General features: G+C 65.2%; 13 protein-coding genes and 1 tRNA gene. 7 read left to right on the top strand and 7 right to left on the bottom strand.

The window, feature by feature from the left end:
• Nucleotide 1: 1 nt before the first annotated feature.
• Nucleotides 2-1,042 carry a ubiquinol oxidase subunit II gene (cyoA, locus tag ACMGRF_RS04000; RefSeq protein ID WP_005415723.1) on the bottom strand — a complete coding sequence of 347 codons (1,041 nt, stop codon included), beginning with the start codon at nt 1,040-1,042 and terminating at the stop codon, nt 2-4.
• 352 nt (nt 1,043-1,394) lie between these two features.
• Here cyoA and ACMGRF_RS03995 point away from each other — a divergent pair, with 352 nt between their 5' ends.
• Nucleotides 1,395-2,030: a GyrI-like domain-containing protein gene (locus tag ACMGRF_RS03995; protein WP_049439181.1), complete on the top strand. Its 636-nt coding sequence runs from the start codon at nt 1,395-1,397 to the stop codon at nt 2,028-2,030.
• A 20-nt stretch (nt 2,031-2,050) separates the two neighbouring features.
• A complete protein-coding gene (locus tag ACMGRF_RS03990) occupies nt 2,051-2,383 on the top strand; it encodes a hypothetical protein (protein ID WP_049439180.1) in 333 nt (110 codons plus the stop codon).
• A gap of 95 nt (nt 2,384-2,478) precedes the next feature.
• Here ACMGRF_RS03990 and ACMGRF_RS03985 read toward each other — a convergent pair.
• The 6 genes from ACMGRF_RS03985 to ACMGRF_RS03960 form a co-directional block, all read right to left on the bottom strand.
• Nucleotides 2,479-2,554 (bottom strand) — tRNA-Thr (locus ACMGRF_RS03985).
• 85 nt (nt 2,555-2,639) lie between these two features.
• Nucleotides 2,640-2,966, bottom strand: a complete 327-nt coding sequence (locus ACMGRF_RS03980; RefSeq protein ID WP_049439179.1) for a hypothetical protein — start codon at nt 2,964-2,966, stop codon at nt 2,640-2,642.
• Complete coding sequence (locus tag ACMGRF_RS03975) at nt 2,963-3,919, bottom strand: RHS repeat domain-containing protein (RefSeq protein ID WP_239668846.1); 957 nt, start codon at nt 3,917-3,919, stop codon at nt 2,963-2,965. Before ACMGRF_RS03975 ends, ACMGRF_RS03980 begins: the two co-directional genes overlap by 4 nt.
• 22 nt (nt 3,920-3,941) lie before the next feature.
• The gene (locus ACMGRF_RS03970; RefSeq protein WP_414485653.1) at nt 3,942-9,323 is read right to left on the bottom strand and encodes a hypothetical protein; all 5,382 of its coding nucleotides are present in this window, start codon (nt 9,321-9,323) and stop codon (nt 3,942-3,944) included.
• A 205-nt stretch (nt 9,324-9,528) separates the two neighbouring features.
• The gene (locus ACMGRF_RS03965; RefSeq protein WP_414485652.1) at nt 9,529-10,533 is read right to left on the bottom strand and encodes a 2-hydroxyacid dehydrogenase; all 1,005 of its coding nucleotides are present in this window, start codon (nt 10,531-10,533) and stop codon (nt 9,529-9,531) included.
• A 97-nt stretch (nt 10,534-10,630) separates the two neighbouring features.
• On the bottom strand, nt 10,631-13,504 hold the full coding sequence (locus tag ACMGRF_RS03960) for an autotransporter domain-containing protein (protein ID WP_414485651.1): 2,874 nt from the start codon (nt 13,502-13,504) through the stop codon (nt 10,631-10,633).
• Nucleotides 13,505-13,737: 233 nt separating this feature from the next.
• On the opposite strand from ACMGRF_RS03960, the gene ACMGRF_RS03955 reads away from it, so the two are divergent.
• The 5 genes from ACMGRF_RS03955 to ACMGRF_RS03935 are packed head-to-tail and all read left to right on the top strand — an operon-like array spanning nt 13,738 to nt 19,745.
• Nucleotides 13,738-14,265, top strand: coding sequence for an RNA polymerase sigma factor (locus tag ACMGRF_RS03955; protein ID WP_080352916.1), 528 nt, complete (start codon nt 13,738-13,740; stop codon nt 14,263-14,265).
• The gene (locus tag ACMGRF_RS03950; protein ID WP_049413765.1) at nt 14,262-15,230 is read left to right on the top strand and encodes a FecR family protein; all 969 of its coding nucleotides are present in this window, start codon (nt 14,262-14,264) and stop codon (nt 15,228-15,230) included. Before ACMGRF_RS03955 ends, ACMGRF_RS03950 begins: the two co-directional genes overlap by 4 nt.
• Before the next feature lie 11 nt (nt 15,231-15,241).
• Entirely contained in the window at nt 15,242-18,040 is a 2,799-nt protein-coding gene (locus ACMGRF_RS03945) for a TonB-dependent receptor plug domain-containing protein (RefSeq protein WP_414485650.1), read from the top strand.
• A gap of 44 nt (nt 18,041-18,084) precedes the next feature.
• Entirely contained in the window at nt 18,085-19,041 is a 957-nt protein-coding gene (locus tag ACMGRF_RS03940; protein ID WP_180881012.1) for a hypothetical protein, read from the top strand.
• Nucleotides 19,038-19,745: a hypothetical protein gene (locus ACMGRF_RS03935; protein ID WP_111096422.1), complete on the top strand. Its 708-nt coding sequence runs from the start codon at nt 19,038-19,040 to the stop codon at nt 19,743-19,745. Before ACMGRF_RS03940 ends, ACMGRF_RS03935 begins: the two co-directional genes overlap by 4 nt.
• Nucleotides 19,746-19,773: the final 28 nt, after the last annotated feature.

Here is a 19,773-nt window from a genome sequence, read left to right as displayed (position 1 = left end):
TTCATTCTCCCGAACCCGCGTGGCCGGCATGGCCTGCGTGTTCGTGTTCGGTGGCATCCAGGTTTTCACCCGATTCCTTGGAATCATGCGCGTCACTCGGGGCATGGCCCTCGTGCGCTTCATGGGTGGCGGCATCGGCAGCGGCGGCACCGGCATGCGAGTGCTTCATGCCGTAATGCTTGTTGTCGCCCATGTGCTTGGCGATGACCCAGTCGAACAGGCCTTCTTCGGTCTTGCCGAAGTAAGTGACCGGATACCACTCGGCGTTGCGTGCTTCACCCAGGGCCTTGAACGAGGCCTTGTCCAGGGTCTGCTCGCCGGCGCGGACCTGGTCCAGCCACTGGCGGTATTCGGCATCGGTGACCGAGTAGGCGGTGAAGTGCATCTTGGCGAAGCCCGCGCCGCTGTAGTGCGAGGACATGCCCGGGAATTCACCGGTCTCGTTGGCGATCAGGTGGAGCTTGGTCTCCATCGCAGCCATCGAGTAGATCATGCTGCCCAGGTGCGGGATGAAGAATGCATTCATCACCGAATCGGACGTGATCTTGAAGTTCAGCGGCGTGTTGACCGGGAACTTGATTTCGTTGACGACCGCCACCTTCTCTTCCGGATAGATGAACAGCCACTTCCAGTCCAGCGAGATCGCCTCGATGGTGACCGGCTTGACGTCCGAATCCAGCGGACGGTACGGGTCCAGTGCGTGCGACGAGCGCCAGGTCAGGACCGCCAGCACCAGCACGATCATGCACGGGATCGACCACACCACCACCTCGATCGCCGTCGAGTGGGACCACTTCGGCTCGTAGCGGGCCTTGGTGTTGGAGGCGCGATACTTCCACGCGAACGTCAGGGTCATGATGATGACCGGGATGACGACCAGCAGCATGAGCACGGTGGCCGTGATCAGCAGGGTCTTCTCATCCTGGCCGATCTGGCCCTTCGGACTGAGGATGGCCACCGCATCGCAGCCGGTGAGCATCACCAGCAACGACAGCAGCAGGCCCGGGCGCAACCAGCGCCCAAGGGTTTTCAACGGAATCATCGGTCGATCCAATTGCGAGGGAATGCCGTTCCCCGTCCCTGCCTGTTCCGGCCAAAGCCGGTCCCACCGGTCCGGAAGACAGGCAGGGAGGTGGGGTCGAGTCAGCCTTTCAATTTTAGGCCGTCACCCACCATTTAAGAAAGACATTGACAATGATCGAGCGCAGGAAAGGCCCGATTCTGGCTGCGACACGTTGTCGCACCGCGCAGGCGCGGCGGGCAGAACAGCCGGGGGCGGCATCCTAGCATCGGGCGGTGGCCGGCGCTTCGCCCTCGTTCGGCAAAGTCATCTGAACCTGTTCAGGCGTGCTGGCGGGTGCCCGGCATGGGATGCTCGGCGCTGGAGGAAGCCCATGGACAAGATCGACTTCAAGAAGCGCGACCGGGCGCTCTATCAACCGCCCGCCGGCAGGTTCGTACGCGTGGATATACCGCCCCTTCCCTACGTGATGGTCGATGGTCGCGGCGACCCGAACACGGCCCCCTCCTACCTGCAGGCCGTGCAGTGGCTGTATTCGGTGAGCTATGCACTGAAGTTCGCGCTGAAGGCCGAAGGGCGCGACTACGTGGTACCACCGCTGGAAGCGCTTTGGAGTGCCGAGGACCCGGCCAGCTTCGTCGCACGGCGCAAGGATGAGTGGGCCTGGACCGTAATGATCCGCACACCCGAGGGCATCGGCCCTGCGCAGTGGCAAGCGGCGATCAGCAAGGCGCGCGCGAAGCTGGGAGAGGCTCCGCCCAGCCTTCGCCATGAACTCCTTGCCGAGGGCCCCAGCCTGCAGACCTTGCACGTGGGCGCCTACGACGACGAAGGCCCCATCCTGGCGCAGCTGCATGACGAAGTGATGCCCGCATTGGGATACACCTTTGCCGGGCCCCATCATGAGATCTACCTCAGCGACCCACGCAGGACCGAGGCGGCACGATTAAAAACCGTGCTGCGGCAACCGGTGCGGCCGATCGGACCTGATGAGGATTCCCGCAGATGACACAAGGCACAAGGAATGCCATGCGCCTGATCAGCCGACTGCTGCACTGGACCACCGTGCCCGCCGGGCGCCGCCTGATGGCCGTGCTGGGTGCTGCACTGGTGATCGTGCTGGCCTGCAATCCGGATCTGCTGCCGTTGTTGCCGGTGGTGGATGCGCTGGGGCTGGACGTGCTGATGCTGTTGTTGGGTGCACAGGTGGTGGCGGTACTGCCTTGGGTGCGGGAGCGGGCCGCGCGCGGGGCCAGAGTGCTTGCACGCCTGCTGATCGGTGCATTGGCGGGAGCTGCAGGTGGTTATCTCCGGCAGCTGGCGTGGTGGCTGGCGCGGGACGCAGGGATGACGAGGCGTTGATGAAGGCTTGCAGCCTTCAGTGAGGTGGCCATCCAAGGATCACCGGCGGGCGCAAACAAAAAGCCCCAACCAAGGCCGGGGCTTTTCATTACAACTGGTGCCGGAAACAGGAGTCGAACCTGCGACCTACGCATTACGAATGCGCCGCTCTACCAACTGAGCTATTCCGGCCTAGCTGGACATTGTAGGACTACAAGCAACATGCGGTCAATGGCTGCGCATCTACCCTCTTCATGGGCCAACAAGCCGCTACCAGCTACTGATAGTGGCTTTCACGGATGACCTTGGAACATCGCTGGTCGAGATCAACATGAAATGACTTCAGTCCACCTTCTGGCAGCAGAACCCTGTCATGGACGTGCTGGACTGAGAAGCCAATATCTGCGGTGCCGGAAGACTCCTCCGCAATGCGATACATCTCCCGTTTCCATCCCCTCGTCTCTTGGACGTAAGTCTCGATTGTCGTCAGGCATCTTTCTAGCCCCTCCAACCCCTTCTCACCTCGGGGCTCCTTCGCTGCACAGCCGCCCGCCATCAGCAATGAAAACAGCAGCCCCACTTTCAAGATGACTAAGCGTTTCATCTGTGTCCCTCCATGATAGGTACGAACTCATAACCCTCATGACTTCTAATCATCCCAGGCACTCCCATTTCTTCAAGGAACTGATAGTCATACCCGTTAGCTGCAGGGCGATAACCCTCTTCCCGAGTATTCGGGTGAGTATGGAAGAATCCTATAACTCGGCAACCACACTGAAACTCTGAAGGCTTGAAAAGCACATCCTGCCCCATTTGAGCACGAGTACCAGGTTGAGCACGAATCAATTGAGGGGCGCCAACCAGGTTCGGAGCCACGATCCATCCTCCTTGTTCCCGCTTCAGCGATCCAGGTTGCCCCCACAATACAGTTGGCGCATCGGGGTTGGAGTCCTGCCAAGCTCGCTCCATCTGCCGCTTCAGCCCAGGATCTCTCGTCCAAGCAGGATCAGTCGATTGCGGAGAGCGACCGTAACTTGGTGACGCCGAAGTTGATTGCCTGCTTCCCACTGCCCCCGTGCCCATCGTTCCTCGACCTGCAGAAGAACCACCGTATGCCCCCTGCTCCAACTGGCAGTCAGTGTCTTTGCCACATGCTCGCCGGCCATCGGGATCAAAGTAGCGATATGGGTTCGAATTGGCATACCTGTAGCGTCCGAATGCTCCCACCGAATCGCTTTGGGGCGACACCGGATCCACACTAAGGAACACACCAAGGATTGGATCCATATACCGCTGCTGCATGTAAATCAAGCCCGTCGAAGCATCACTTACGTGCCCTGCATAGCCAGGCCCATCAGCGACGGACCCACCAAGCACGGCGCCATAGGGCTCGTAGGTGGCACGCCGGATAACGCTGCCAGCCGCGTCAGTCTCAGCGACCGGTGACCCTAACGCATCGGTATGGATATAGGTAATCGTCTCCGCAGCGGCCTGATTGAAAAGTCCACCCAGAATCAGCGCGGCCCCGGCTACGGTTCGACTCAGCAGCGTCTTCATTCCTGCGTTCATCGCGTCCACCTCAGTTCGACCAGGCCGAGCACGCCTGCGCATTACAGGCACGAACGACGTAGGCTGCATCGCATCGAGTGTCCAGCTCGTAGCCTGCCCCCGTGGTCGTATAGGTCGCACCACCGCGGGACGAACGCACCTGGTAGTAGGTTGCACCAGTGGAAATATTCCAGACGATGGAGCACAGCTGAGGTTGATTCTTGACAATCCTCACGCCGGTCGGAACCGGAGGCGCACTGGAGATGACGATCTGACCCGACACGGAACTCGGCCCGCACCCGGCAGGATTGCAGGCACGACCACGGTAGAAGAACGTCCCACCACCGCCTTTGCTCAGGGTGACGCTGCGTTCACCCGCGATGGTGCTCCAGTTGGCATTGTCGGTGCTCTCGTCGATCTCGTAACGAGACGCCTCTGCCACTTCCAGCAACGCGACGGAGTAACCCACTCCCATGCCCGCTGTTCCAGGCACCCGGATCTCGGGAGCGGCCGGAGGACCAATCACGCGCACACCCGCTACCGCCGACCATGGGCCGCATCCAGCAACATTGCAACCACGCACCTGATAATCCCACTGACCAGGCCAACGGCCGCCACGCGCCACCGAGGTAGCGCCATCCTCCTGAGCAAGGCCGAAGCCACCACCATTGAACTGTTCCATCAGCTGATAGCTTGTCGCTGCGGGAATCGCACCCCACCACATGCTCACGGTGGAACTGTAACTCGTGCCGCCAAGGTTGATCCCCGTTGCCTGGACAGGGGGCAGCGTCACGACGATGTTCGCAGTTGAACTGGCCGCACTGCACCCGGCGTCATTACATGCGAACGCACGATAGGCATGACTACCAGCGCTTCGTCCGCTGATGGCCAGCTGAGTGCCGCTGATCCTGTTGATCTCTGTCCACGTGCCACCGTTGAGCTGCTCTTCAATGCGGTAGCTACTGGCTTGAGCCACACTCGAAAGAGAGAGCGTGTAGCTGCCGTTGTAGCTCGCGGCGGGCACGGACACTGTCGGCACGGATGGGGCATACAGCGCGGTAATCGCCACTTCGACCGAATAGGCACCGCAGCCCTGCGGATTGCATCCGTTTACCCTATAGCGATAGGTTCCAGCAGGCTTGCCGGCCACCTGATAAGAGCGGCTGGGGCCATCGGACACCACACTCCAGGCGGCGCCTACAGCTTCTTCAAGCACGTAGCGGGAAGCCCCCGGCACCACTGACCAGCTCAGCGAATACGTCCCGTTGGTGCCATTCGGTGGTGCCGTAATCACGGGTGCAGCTGTGGGCGCAAGCTCCACCTGGATGGAGGCTTCCACACCCCAATCGCCGCAGACAGTGCCATTGCAGGCACGGCCACGATATCGATAGACGCCGGAGCTTCGCCCGGCCAGCGAAACGTTCAGCGCGGGCCCTTGATAGACAGCCTGCCAGTCTCCGCCATTCGACTCCTGCACCTCGTAACGCTGCGCACCGGCAACGGCTGCCCACTGCACCGCAAACGCGCCGTCCGCGCTGTAACCCGGAACCGTTACGACCAATGCTGCAGGCGCGATATCCACAGCACGCTTGGCAACGAGGCTGCCGTTGAGCTGGATATAGTCAAAGCCCTTCGCCTGGCGCTGGTCGTGCTGATAGCGCAGCACGCCATCCTGCCCATACAGGGAGCGAATGTTGCCATTGGTTGCGCTGGCCAAGGTACGACGGCCATGTGCATCGTACTGATAAGCCTCCTTGCCATCGACCTCGCGCAGGCGATTGCCATAGTCGAACCGGAACGCCACGCCGTTGCGGATCTTCAGATTGCCCTGCGCGTCATACCCCAGCCCGGTCACGGTCGCACCACTGTCGACATCCCGCACGTTCGTCAACCGATTGTTGAAGTCGTATTCAAAGGACTGCCGCCGCGCGCCGACGTTGGCGGCCACGATGTTGTCCAGAACGTTGTACGCATAGCTTGCGTTTCCGAAGCTGGCTGCCGTCACCGCGGTCAGACGATCCAGACCGTCATAACGCATGTCGCGGTTTCCAGGGGCTGCCGGCAGGCCGTCACTGATGGCCGCCACATTGCCATTGGCATCGTAATCGTAGCCATCATCGATGACCTTGCCACCGGCACCACTGTCGGTGCTGCGATCGGGAAGGCCGCGCGCGTTCTGCGTCATCTGATGCACGACGCCGTTACCATAGGTGAAGCCGCTCATGCCGCCGTTCGCGTAATAGCGCACGTTGGTGGCGAAGGTTCCGGCGCGCGTCGGCTGCCCCAGCGCATTCGGGCCGTAGTCGATCGTCAGGCCGGACGGCTGCACATGGGTTGCCAAGGCGCCGTTCGCATCGTAGCCATAGCCCAGTGCCCAGGGCTCGCCGCCGTCGTAGGCCACGCTCTCGGACGTAGGCAGCCCGCGTAGGTTGTAGGTGTAGTCGTTGGTGGTGACGGCGCCGTTGTTGCGGGTCTGCACACGCTTCACTTTCCCGCCAGGCCAGTAGTTCCAGTCCTGATCACCCTGGCCATCCGAGAAGCGCAGCGTCAGCAAACGATTCATGCTGTCGTAGGTGCGGTCAGCCCGTGAAGGCGACGCATAGGCAGCCTCGCTGTCGCATTGAGGGCCCAGCAACGTCAGGCCCGAGGCAGACCAGAGCAGATTGCCTGCAGCGTCATAGCCCATGCCGGTCGCACCCGTTTCGGGCTCCATGCTCTTGCACAGTCGCTGGGCGCCGTCATAGACGTACTGCCGCCGCACACTGATGCTGCCATCGCCGTTGCGTCGCAGGATCGACAGCGGCTTGCCCAGCGTGTCGCGCTGAATCTCCGTCACCACTCCCTCAGCGTGGAGAATCCGGATGGGCGTGTCCTGGCTGGGCTTGCCGTACATCAGGTAGTCGGTGGTGGTGGCAATGCCGCGTGGATTGGTCACCTTTACGCTGCCTCCGCCAAGCTGCTCGGTGGTCGTGACAAGCCGGCCCAGTTCGCTGTCCTGCTCGCTGCGATTGGGGCGCCCGAGCGCGTCATAGCCGGTATAGGTACCGGGCAGCGCCGAGCGGAAGTCGGACGCCGTGCGCGTCGGATAGGAGGTGAAAACCGGGCGACCATTGCTGTCATAACGGGTCACCGTCTGGCGCAATGTACCGTCACGGTCCGCAGCGTCGAACGACTCTTCCAGTACTGGGCGCCACAACCCGTCGTAGTACGTCACCGCGCGCGCGTTGCCGGTGCTGGACTCGCGTTTCCAATGCCCTGCTTCCAGCCCGACCTCCGCGCCCGCCACCTGGAAGAACCGCGTCGTTGCAGGATTCCAGGCCACGCTGTCATTGGCGGCCTGGGTTGCCAGCACAATCCGGCCCATGCCGTCGTAATCGAAACTCCGGCTGGCACCATTGGGCTCCACCGCCGTGCGCACCCAACCATTGTCGTCGACCTGCAGCGAGGCACTGCTGCCGTCCGGGTACGCAACACTCTGCGGCAGACCACGCTTCCAGCTGCCCAGTGCAATGGCATTGCCATTGCCGTCGGTCACGGAGGCAAGCGTGCCATCCGCGTGGTAACCCAGCGCCTGCTGCAGCATGCCGAAGGCGTAGGTACGCTGCGGGCGCGCCAACGCGTCGAAGTCAGTGCGCTCGGTCTCGATCTCGACGCCACCGACGGTCTGTGTACTGCGCCCGACCTGGCCGAGTATCCAGCGGCCGGTGTCGTCGAAGTAGGTGGTTCTCAGCGTACGCGAGCGCCCCAACGAGTTGCTCTCGGTCTGCACCACCGGCCGCACATGCACATCGAACTGATCTGTCGTGTTGACGAAGCTGACGCCATCTTGGCTGAGAACCGACTGCTTCAAGGGACGCGCCCTGACCGCGAACGCGTCATCCGCTGCAGACAGCAGACCATAGCTGTCAGCGAACGGCATCGTGGGCGCATCCGCCTCGGTAACGTAGCTGTTGCTAACGACCTGGACGATCGTTCCGTCAGGGGCACGGACAGCCTCTTCCAACAGCTGACCTTCGTTCTCGTCAATCTTGATTCCGAACACGCGATGGCGGCGGGTGCCATCGGGTTCAACGACGGTGGAAACCGCAGCATCGGCACGCGAGTCGTAACCGCCGCCTTCAAATGACCAGGCCTGGGCGCTCAACCCCGGCCCTGACAAAAGCTTCCGCTTGATTGCATAGAGGTCGAACGAAGCCGAGGCGCGCTGGTAGTAACGGGTACCCAGTTTTGCGCAGGCGTTTGCACCGATACCCGTGCGGATGCGCCGAACGTACTCAAACTCGAACTCGCCGCGCGCGCCCGCTGGATGGGTCGCGACCAACGTAAACGTCGAAGGAATGAACGATGGTTTGGTGCAACGCGTCGGGTTTCCATCCCAGGATCCATACTCGGGGTTCAGTCCGCCAAACTCGTCAGGTGCGCTGTACTCATAGGTGTAACGCGAACCGTCCGGCTGGACCACCGCGCGCAGACTTGGCCAGCGCGCGAATCCCAGCGCCCCGGCTCGCGCGTTGTACTCATAGCGCCAGGTGCGGCCATTGGCGGTCGCACTGGTGATTTCGTCACCAGCGTAGGCGATGTCGATGGCACGCCCATCGTTGCTTCGGATCCCGACCAGCTTGTCTCCGGCATAGTCGTACGCGACCCAGTTGCCGTGGCGGTCTTCGACCCGGCTTGCCATCAGCAACACCCGCACCATTCCGAAGCTCGAGCCACCGAAGTCCATTGGCCCGACCCAACGCTCGATTCCCACGTCGAAGAAGTACCGGTTGCCCTCGCCATCCACCCCAAGAAATCCCTCGCCTGGATAGCCGTTGGCGGTGGCTGGCAGGCAGGAGAAACGGAGATTACCCCGCGTTCCCCAGTTGTAGATGGCGCCATCGGTCGGCCGCGGATTGACCGTGCCGGCTGCGCCGATGTAGAGGAGCTCCTGGTCGGAGCCACCGGGGATGTGTGCCTTGTTGCCGGTCCAAACTTCGTACAGATTCGCGATGGTCGGAACCTTCGGGTAGAAGGGCTGACCACAGCGTTGCGTCGCCCCGTTGCCCCCGATGTTCCATTTGCTTGTGGCTTCGAACGTCCCATCGATGAAGGGGACATCGATGTCCCAGCTACCGAATCCGCCCAGTGGCTGGCGGTCCTTGAATGAGCCTATCGACAAGCGGCGCTGCAGCCGCACCGGCAAGGCAGAGTTGCCAGGGAGTTCAACGTCGGTAACCACGAACTCGGTCGCGCCAGAGCTTGGATTGATCTTCTCGCCGAACAGTTCCGATGTCAGCGGCGAGAGCATCTCACCTGTCCGGATCCGCTTGTTGTATTCGGTATGCGGGGTCAACGGGCTGCTTGCGACAGCCGACCAGACCATACCCACCAATACCGTCCCCAACCCCCCCCGCAACGGCCAATTGCGCATGGAACATCCCTCTTTCCAGATGCGTCGGCAAACGGACTACGCACATCCGCCGACCTGTCTTGGCGTCATGTTCCGGCCAACCTGCAACTGCGCCGTCCCTTGCGCCCCTATGATTCAGAGAGGCGCAAGCCCCTCCTTCACCCCAGCTTCATATGATATTCATTCAAAGTAAAGACCCTACCCGCCTACAAGTGCGCCGCGACGCCTACTCATCCCCCACCCGGTTCGCACACACCCGCCCCTCGGCGAAATCCCGCAGGTTCCCCAGCGTAATCGCCGAGATCTCCTGCAGCGCCTCCACGGTGAAGAAGCCCTGGTGGCCGGTCACCAGCACGTTGGGGAAGGTCATCAGGCGCTGGAAGGCCTCGTCGTCGATGATCTCGCCGGAGAGGTCCTGGAAGAACAGCGCGCTTTCCTGCTCGTACACGTCGATGGCCAGATGACCCAGCCGCCGTGACTTCAGCGCGCGGATCACCGCATGGGTATCCACCAGCCCGCCGCGCGAGGTGTTGACCAGCATCGCGCCGGTCTTCATCCGCGCCAGCGATGCGTCGTTTATCAGGTGCTGGGTATCGGGCGTCAGCGGGCAATGCAGCGACACGATATCGGCGCGCGCCAGCAGCTCCTCCAGTCCAACCCCTTCGCCCACGGCGGCAAAGGCCGGCGATGGGTACGGGTCGTACCCCAGCACGGTGCAGCCCATGCCGTGGAAGATGCGCGCGGTGGCCAGGCCGATCTTGCCGGTGCCGACGATGCCGACCGTGCGCCCATGCAGGGTGCGCCCGAGCAGGCCATCGAGCATGAAGTTGCCCTCGCGCACGCGGTTGTAGGCGCGATGGGTCTGCCGGTTGAGCGTCATCACCAGCGCCAGCGCGTGCTCGGCCACGGCTTCGGGGGAATAGGCCGGCACCCGTGCGACGAACAGGTCCAGCGCTTTCGCGGCGGCCAGGTCCACATTGTTGAAGCCGGCGCAGCGCAGCAGGATGGCGCGTACGCCCAGCGCATGCAACGCGTGCAGTACCGGCGCGTCGAGGCGGTCATTGACGAACACGCATACCGCGGCGCAGTCCTGTGCCAACGCAGCGGTATGCACGTCCAGCGCGGCATCGAAGTACACGAATGCAAAGCCCTGCCCGGCTGCATCGCGCTGGTTGGCCTCGTCGAGGAAACGACGATCGTAGGGGCGGGCACTGAAAACGGCGATCTGCATGAACGGGCCTGGCGGGAGTTCCCTGCCGACCATACCGCAGCACCTGCCCTGATGGGATGGCCCCGGCGATACGGATATCGCCGGGGCCAGGTACCCCTTAGAACCGGTAGCCCAGGCCCAGCATCACGCCGTTGTGGATCTGGCCATCGCGGCGCTCGCCCACGTAGTCGGCCATGATCGACAGGCGTTCGCTGGCACGGCTGGTCACGCCCAGGTTCCAGGCCAGCACCTGCTCGCCCACGGCCTGGCTGCTGGCACCGAACAGCAGGTCCGGAGCTGCGGCGAAGCCGGTGCTGTAGCGGGCCTGGGTGTCACCCAGTTCCTTCTGCCAGACCACGCGCGCGCGCGGGGTGATGCGCTCGCCGTTGTTGCCTTCGAAGGTCTTGAACAGCTGCAGGCCGGCACCCACACGAACGCTCTCCAGGCTGCCGCTGCGGCCCACCAGCGCACCGGCGCCCTGCCCTTCATTGAAACGGGTGGCCGAGGTCCGTGCGTAGTCCACCACCGGCAACAGCGGCTGGATCACCAGACCCTTTCCAGTGGTGAAGGAGAACGCATGCTCCACCCGTGCCGAGATGGCATCGTTGCTGTACTTCGCGCGCAGAGGCTGCTGCAGCCCATCAATGCCGCCGACACTGCGGCGGGTGTCATGCCGCAGGTCGGTGTAGCGCACGGCTGCCGACAGGTAGCCCCGCGAATAGGTCGCGTCCAGATAGCCCCCCACGTCCAGCGCGCGCACGTCACCGCTGAAGCCGGAGCCATCGCTGGCCTTGGTCGACATGTCGGCCGCGGCCACGCTCACGCCGAGGGTCACGCGGTCATCGGCGACGCGGGTATCGGCACCGATCACGATGCCGCCGACATTGTGGCTCAGGCCGGCCACGCCGCCGTCGGCATCGATGCGGCCATGGCTGGCGAAACCGCGCGCCCACAGGCCACGGCTGCCACTCGCCGTGCGGCTGTCGCCAGGACCCTCGCCGGCCGGCTCGACCAGATGCATGGCCAACTGGTTGAACAGGCTGCCGTGGCGCATGCCCGGCTGCGACGAGACCGACTGCGCAGCCTGCGAAGCCAACCCGTCTGCATCACCACCACTGCGCATCGCTGCCTGGTGCTGCTGCACGACGTTGCCGATGCTGCCGATCAGTGCATTGTCGGCCAGTCGCAGGCTGGCGTGCGCGTCACCGCGCAGGGCGCCGGCCTGCTGTGCGATCACATCACGGTCAGCGAACTGCAGCGCACCCAGCAGCGACTTCAGGCCGCTGTCCTGGCGGTCCGATGCAGCGGCCAGCGCGCGCCCCAGGCCGTCGCCGGAGGTGCCGTTGGTGAACAGGCCCAGCTGGTCGAAGCCTGGATTGGCGGTGAGCCACAGGCCGTCGGCGGTCTGGTTGACGTTGAAGCTGAGCAGCGAATTGTGGCGCGGGCGGAACACTTCACCGGCAGCGATGCTGGCGCTGTAGCCGGTGTCGCCCAGTCGCACGGCATCCTGGAAGCCCCCCTGGTAGATCGGTCCTTCCACCAGGTCGCGACGGTAGGTGCCGGCATAGAAGCCCTGGGCGACGTTCAACGCCAGGTGTGCGCCCTGCGCGATCACCAGCGCGCCCTCCTCGGAGCCGCCATCGTAGAAGCTGCCGACGCGCAGGCGGCCACTGCCGGTACCACCCGTTTCGGTAACGTCGAACAGCACCTGCCCGCCGGGCATGATGTTGACGTAGCCGTGGGTCACCAGATCACCGCCACGCGGCATCAGCGTGCCGAACACACGCAGGCGGTTGAAGCCGTCTTCGCGGTAGGACGGGCCGGTGCCATCCAGCAACGCATCGCTGTCGGTGCCGACCGATGCGATGTCGCCATGGCCAACCACCACGCTGCCCGGCATCACCCGCAGCTCGGGGGTACGCAGCGCGCCGCCCTCCAGCGCGATGGTGCCGTTGTCGACCAGCATGAAATCGGCGCCGGTGGTCTCGGCGGTGCGCCAGGTGGCGCCGTTGCTGACACGGATCACGCCCGCCGAACTTGCCAGGGTGGACGCATCCAGATCGGCCAGCCGCAACTGGCCGCGCAGCTCATCCTGGAGGTCGGGATCGGCGAGCATCTGTTGCAGCGACTGCGTGCCGATGCCGTTCGGCCCCCGCGTGGAGACGTTGTACAGGCTCACCGCGTAGTTGATGTAGGTGCTGGCCCAGTCGGTGTTCCAGCGCGCGAAATCGTCGTCGACGAAGGCCTGCAGCTGGCGCGCGGTGCGCAGGTAGCCCGGGTTGATGTCGCCGCTGACGTTGCTGGTGACACGGAGGGTGTCGCCCGGATCGCGATAGCCTGCCGTGTTGATGATGTTGTTGCCGCGGATGTCCTGGCCCGGGAACGTCTCCAGCTTGCTGCCGCTGCCATCCGGGTCGAAGGTGACCGACGTACCCGTGGTGCGCGCCGGGTCGCGGAATACCAGCAGGCCATTGGGCTGCACCACCTCATACATGGCCTTGTGCAGCAGGCCCGCATCCATGCCGCCACCGTAATTGCCGGTGTAGATCTGGGTCATGCGCGGCGATGGCGCGTAGGTGATCCTGCCGCCGCTGCTGGCGGCATGGATCTGCACCGAATCGGCCAGCGGCAGATCGCCGCCGAGGTAACGGTTGACGCCACCGGACTGCATGATCGAGCAGGACGAGATGCAGTGGCCGGACACGATGGTGTCCAGCCCCTGGGTGCGGATCACGGCCTGCAGCCACTCGCCGGCGATCAGCGCGCCGCCATTGGATGTGCGCAGCACGACTTCGCGGATCGGACGGCCTTCAGCCTGCGCCTTGGCCAGCAGTGCGGGCAGCGCCACCACGTCGGCGACGGTGACGCCGCCGCTGAGGAAGACGCGATCGTCCCGCACGTGATAATTCATTGCCATGACGTCATCAACCGCCGCCATGGCGGTGACGCCCATCAGCCCGGCCAGGGCCAGGCTCAACTTCGAATGCTTCATGTGTTCTCTCTCCACCCGCAACACACGGGTCAGGAGTTCAACGTCCGGGCGGCGAAAACTCCCCCAGCGCACCAGCCCCCGAAACATGAATGCATTCACAATGGAATCAGGGGCCATGCGCGCTCTTCCCCATCCGGTCATCGTCGCGTAAAACTCGAAGACACACCCGCCACCGACGCCCGAGGCCAGCCCTGTCCACCCCCTCTCCGATCCATCGCGCGCCGGACCTGTCCGTGCCGACGGACGCGTTCATTGCGTTCGTGCGGGAGGAACGCGCGCCGTTGTGCGCTTTCCTGCGCACGCGCGGCGTTGGGCCGGAGGATGCCGAGGACATCGCGCAGGACTGCATGGAGCGGCTGATCCGCTATCGCGCGCACAGTGCCGACGAGCTGCGGTTGCTGCTGTATCGTATCGCCCGCAACCGCCTGGCAGACCGCGGCCGCTCGTCGCAGTCGCGGCCACACCTGTCCCTCGCCGAACACGATGGCGGCGACGAGCCCTCCAGCACGTCGCCCGATCCATTGCGCCAGGCCGAGTCCGGTCAGATGCTGTCCCTGCTGCGGCAGGCCCTGTTCAAGCTGCCCGAGCGCGCGCGCGAGGTGTACCTGCTCAACCGGATCACCGGCATGAGCTATACGCAGATCGCGCGGCACTGTGGAATCACCGCCAAGACCGTGGAAAAACATATCGCCCGCGCCCTGCAGGGCCTGCGCCAGGAACTCGGATCGGATCCGCTGCACAACGACAGGGACAACGGATGAGTCACGCCAGACCCAGGGAAGACACCCTGCTGTTTGAACGCGCCAGCGCCTGGGTGGCGCGGCTGGAGGCGCCGGACTGCACGCCGGGCGAGCGAGAGAGGTTCGAGGACTGGCTGGCCGAGGACCCGGCCCATGTCAGCGCCTGGATCCAGGCCGAGACCCTGTTCCAGCGGGGCGAAGAACTGGCCGCCGACCCGTGGCTGCGCACCGCCGCGGCACGTGCGGCACGGCCGGCGCAGCGTCGCTGGCTGCCGGCCTTGGCCGCCGCCGCGGGCGTCTGCCTGGCCATCGGGATCGGCTGGATGGTCGCCGTAGACGGCAACCCCACGCCGCTGCGCTATGCCAACGATTCCCACCAGCCCCGGCAGCAGACGCTGGCCGATGGCAGCGTGGCCACGCTGGATGCGGGCACCACGCTGCACGCCCGATTCGGTTGGCGCCATCGCAACCTGGTGCTGGAACGTGGCCGCCTGCAGCTGCAGGTCGCACCGTCGAGCAAGGCGCTGCAGCTGCGCGCCGGCGACAGCACCATCCGCGACATCGGCACCACCTTCCAGGTGGAGCGCCTGAACGACGGCCTGGTCGAAGTCGCACTGCTGGAAGGTGCGGTGGAAGTCAGCAATGGGGGGACCCGGCACACCCTGGCACCCGGCCAGCAGCTGCAGGTGCTGCCCTCGGGCCGCTTCCAGCCCGGCCCGGCGCTGTCATCCAACGCCGCTGCCGAAGGCTGGCTGCAGGGACAGCTGGTGTTCGATGCCACGCCCCTGTCGATCGTGGTCGAGCGCATGAACCGCTACGGCCGCACGCCGCTGGTGATCGCCGATCCTGAGATCGCCAGCCTGGCCGTGAGCGGTACCTTCCGCGCCGGCGATGCGCAGGAACTGCTGTCGGCACTGCAACTGGGCTGGTCGGTGGCTGGCCAGACCCGACCGGATGGCGCGCTGGAACTGCGCCGCACGTACTGAGGAGGCCTGCAGTGAAGGCAGTACCGGGCGCGCTGCGGGCGGGGGTGCTCCGCACCCTGTTCTGCTTCGCGCTGAGCATCGCCGCGCAGCCCTCTGCCGATGCCGCCGAACAGGCCGGCACCCTGGAGGTCCATGTGGGTTCAGGCCCGCTCGCACCTGCCCTGCAGCAATGGGCGCGCCAGAGTGGCATCGCCCTGCTGTTCGATGCGCGTGAACTGGACGGCCTGCGCACGGCCGGCACCCATGGCCATAGCGATGCGGCCGCAGCCCTGAAGGAACTGGTCGCCGGCATGCCGGTGACCATCCTGCGCACGCCTGCCGGCGGATTCGTCGTCCGCCGCACCCGGCCGGCACCGCCATCGCCACCGCCGGTCGCGGCGCGCGCGATGCCCGCGGCACCGTCGCCGGCCAGGATGCCCGAGACGCCGCCGCAGGTGGAGCTGGCGCCGATCCATGTCACCGGCAGCCGGCTGCCGCGCACCTCTGTGCAGACCACGCTGCCGGTGACCATCATCGACCGCGATGACATCCTGCGCAGCGGCTACGGCAGCCTGTTCGACCTGCTGCGGCACTTGCCGGGCATGAACGGCCACCCGGCGATGAGCACCTCGCGCAGTGGCGATTCGCAGTACCTGCCGGTGGGTGCGGCCACCACCACCAGCCTGGACGGCATGGGTCCGCGTGCGACCTTGTTCCTGGTCAATGGCCGGCGCCTGCCACGCTATCCAATGGTGTCGCTGGAACAGGGCGGGCTGACCGACCTGGGGGGCATCCCGCTCAGCTTCGTCGAGCGCATCGAACTGGTGCGTGGCGGTGCGTCGGCCATCTATGGTGCCGACGCGATGTCCGGCGTGGTCAACATCATCCTGCGTGACCAGGCCGATGGCCCTGAAGCCATGCTGCAGACCGGCCTGAGCGGGCGCGGCGACGCCGGCCAGTATCGCCTGCAGGCGGCCACCGGCGGCGTGCGCGACGGAGGGGACCGCTGGTTCGCTGGCGTCGACCTGCACCGCATCGACCACGTGGCCGGCGATCGCCGCGAATGGCATGCGGAAACCTCGCAGTACCTGATCGGCGCGTTCCGCGATGGGCGCTACTGGCCGGCAAAGCGCTGCGAAGGGCCATTGAAACGGCGCGATGGTGCCTGCTGGTTCGACAGCGCACGCCCGCGTTCGCTGCAACCGGCCTCGGACACCGCCTCGGCCTACCTGCGCTATCGGCATGAGCGCGGCGAAGGTCGCTATGCCTACGCCGAGGCGCGAGCCAGCCACAACCGGCAGCGCTTCGACCTCGGCCCGACCGCCGTAGCCATCGGACTTTATGGGTTCACCTTCAACAGCGTGCTGCGCGAAGCCGGCAACGTGCGTCCGCATGTACGAGCCACCGATGCCGACGTCACCTTCGGCATCGGCCGCGACCAGGGCCGCCGCAGCTGGGATGCCGGCATCAGCGCACAGCGCAGCGATGTCACCCTCACCACGTCGGGTACGGTGCGTGCCGAACCGCTGCTGCGCGCGGCGGAGACGCTGGATTTCCTGCCCGGCTTCACCTCGTTGCCGGCAGAGACCGCCGCGCAGTTGTTCCCGTCGATCCGCAACCGCGGGCGCACCGAGCAGTGGCAGGGCTGGTGGGGCATGCAGCGCGAGTTGATGCCATTGGCCGGCGGTGCTGCACAAGTGGCCACCGGCATCGACCTGCGCCAGGAACGCTGGACGTCGCATCCCGACGCGCTGCTGAGCCAGGGCGACCTGGCACTGGGCCTGCCGCAGGAACAACGCCACCTGTCACGCCGCAGTGGCGGTGCCTACGCCGAACTCGGCCTGCCATTGGCGCGCACGCTGCGCATGGACCTGGCGGCACGCTGGGACCGCGATGGCGATTACCAGGCTTTCTCGCCACGCGTAGGCGTACGCTGGAGCCCGACACCGCAGTGGTCATTCCTGCTTGCCACCGGGCGCGGCTACCGGGCCCCCAGCCTGTTCGAGCAACGGCGGCCGCCGGGCTATTTCGGCGCGATCGAACTGCCCGCCTCCAGCGCGCTGCCCGACTGCGCGCAGAGCAGCGGCAACGGACGCTGCAGCGTAACCGTGGACGTGGTGGAGAACGATGCGCTGAAAGCGGAGCGGTCGCGCAGCCATTCCCTGGGTGCGACCTGGACACCGACCGATGCGTTTTCGCTGTCGCTGACCCACAACATCGTCGAGCTGCGCAATGAAATCCTGGCCCTGCAACCGGCCGACGCAGTGTGGAACTCAAGCACGTGGGAGCTGGACGAGGATGGACGCCTGTACAACCTGCGCCTGTCGTTCGACAACATCGGGCGCACCACGTCGCGCAACCTTGTTCTGCGCGGGGAGTACCACATCGACACCCGCAGCACCGGCCAGTGGCTGTTCTCCGTCGATGCATTGAAACAGCAGGAACTGCGCCGCGAGCGTGGCCACGAAGCGACGGTGGACCTGCGTGGCCATGTCACGCCAGCGATGGCCGCCGTGCTCAATGTGCAGTGGCAGAACAGCAACTGGGACATCGCCCTGCGCGGCAACCAGGTGGGACGCACGCGTGCCTGGCTGCCCGGTGCGGAATGCCCGGAGGAACATCGCGAGCAGAACCATTGCATGAATCCGCGGCAGCTGCGCTGGAACCTGCATCTGGCAAGGCGGCTGGGGCCGCGCGTGGTCGCCGCGCTGGACGTGCACAACGTGCTCGACACGCAACCGGTGAACTACCTGGTCGGCAATGGCGGCCAGATGCCGGGGCTGGACGATCCACTCGGCCGCTACTTCCTGCTGACCCTGCAGATCCGCTGAGCGTAGTACCCTACGCGCCCTGTTCCATCGGTCCCCACCACCCCATGAAGGCCTATCTCTGGTTCTGGGGCGCGTTCCTGCTGTTCTTCGCGTTGCCCTTCCCCTGCATCCTCTACTTCGGCACGTCGTGGCCGGTGCCACTGGCCGACCGCAGCGCGCCATGGCTGGCCCTGCTGCTGCTCGCGCTGTCGCTGATCCTGTGGCTGGCCCTGCTGCTCGCCTTCCTGCACTACCTGCTGCTTGGCCCGCCGCGTGCCCTGCACCGCGTGCGCTCGATCCTGGCCGACGGTGAAGCGCGCGACGCATTGATCGAACAGGCCGAGCAGACCGGCGTGCACGTGCGCGGCTTCGCGCAGTGGAAGCTGCAGCTGGGCTTCCAGAACCTGTCCGGCACGCCCATCAACGAACAGATGCTGGTGGTGGACAGCAAGCCGCAACTGCAGCGTTTCGTGGCCGGCAAGCGTATCGAGGTACGCCTGAGCCGCGAACCGGGCGCGTTCCCCAACGTGGTGCTGGACGGCGCCCAGCCCGAACTGGATGTCGCCAGCCTCTGGCGCCGCGGCGCCGGCGCGGTCATCGGCATCGTCGTGGTTGCCAGCGCCTACGTGCTCGCCTATCGGCTGCAGAGCGAGGGCCTGGGCTGGACGTTCCTGTCCTTCGGCCACCCACTGCTGGTGTGCCCGCTGGTGTTGTGCGGCTACGCCCTGGGCCTGCGCGTCCTGGGGCGCCTGCTGCAGGCCGATGCACGCGGAGACGCGCTGAAGTACCGCGGCATCGGCGTGGGTGCGAAGGTGCTGAAGCTGCGCCAGACCGGCACCTACCTCAACGAGCAGCCGCAGGTGGAGTTCCAGCTGGAGTACATCGACCGCGAAGGTGGCGTACAGCAGGTGAGCGTGCGTCGCTTCATCCCGTTGATCGAGCTGGCCAACCTTCCGCGCGAGCAGGTCACGCTGCTTTACGACCCGGAAGATCGCGGCAACGTTCGCCTGGAGGGTGTATGAAGCAGCCCCCCTCGACGCGACTGGTATTTTCGATGGTGCTGCTGTTGCTGGCCGGCGTCGCCGTTGCCGGCGGGGCACTGCAGACCCTTGCCGAAACGATGGGCCATTCGGTGCAGGATGACCGCGCAACCACGCCGAACACCGCGACTCCACCGCGCGAGAGGCCTGCTTCGCTCGCACCGATTCCCGAACCGCGGTCGATGCCGGTTCCCGAACGCAGCAACCGCTTGTTCGATGCGGACTACCTGCTGGCCGCCCGCCAGGCACTGGAACAGATGCCAGCCTTGGCCGGGCACCGGTTGACGGTGTTCCACAGCATCCACTTCTACGACGACGGCCGCATCAATCTGGACCTGGTCGATCCGCAGCAACCCACGCACGTGGACAGCTACCACTTCGAGCGCGGCCAGTGGCGCAAGGGCGACCCCGTCGATCCGCAGCGCTTCGCGCCCACCATCACCCTGCGCCGCAGCAGCACGGCGCTGGCCAACATCGATTTCGAGGCGGTGCCACGCGTCGCCCAGGCGCTGCAGGCGCAGCGCAACGCGTTGATGGCCACGCCGGGTGACGTCGGCCACGTCTATGTGATCGTGCGCAAGGGCGGCAAGCTGGTGTGGCTGCCGGACGAGGTCGCCGGCGATCGCCAGTCCGCCCGCCTCTCGTTCGACGCACAGGGCCGTTCCGGCAAGGCGAACCGACGATAGTCAACGCAAAAAGGGGACGGAGGGGATT

This window comes from Stenotrophomonas sp. EMP41 (assembly GCF_047495535.1).
In the GTDB taxonomy this organism is placed as follows: Bacteria; Pseudomonadota; Gammaproteobacteria; order Xanthomonadales; family Xanthomonadaceae; genus Stenotrophomonas; species Stenotrophomonas sepilia.
This window is presented reverse-complemented; position numbering and strand designations above follow the sequence as displayed.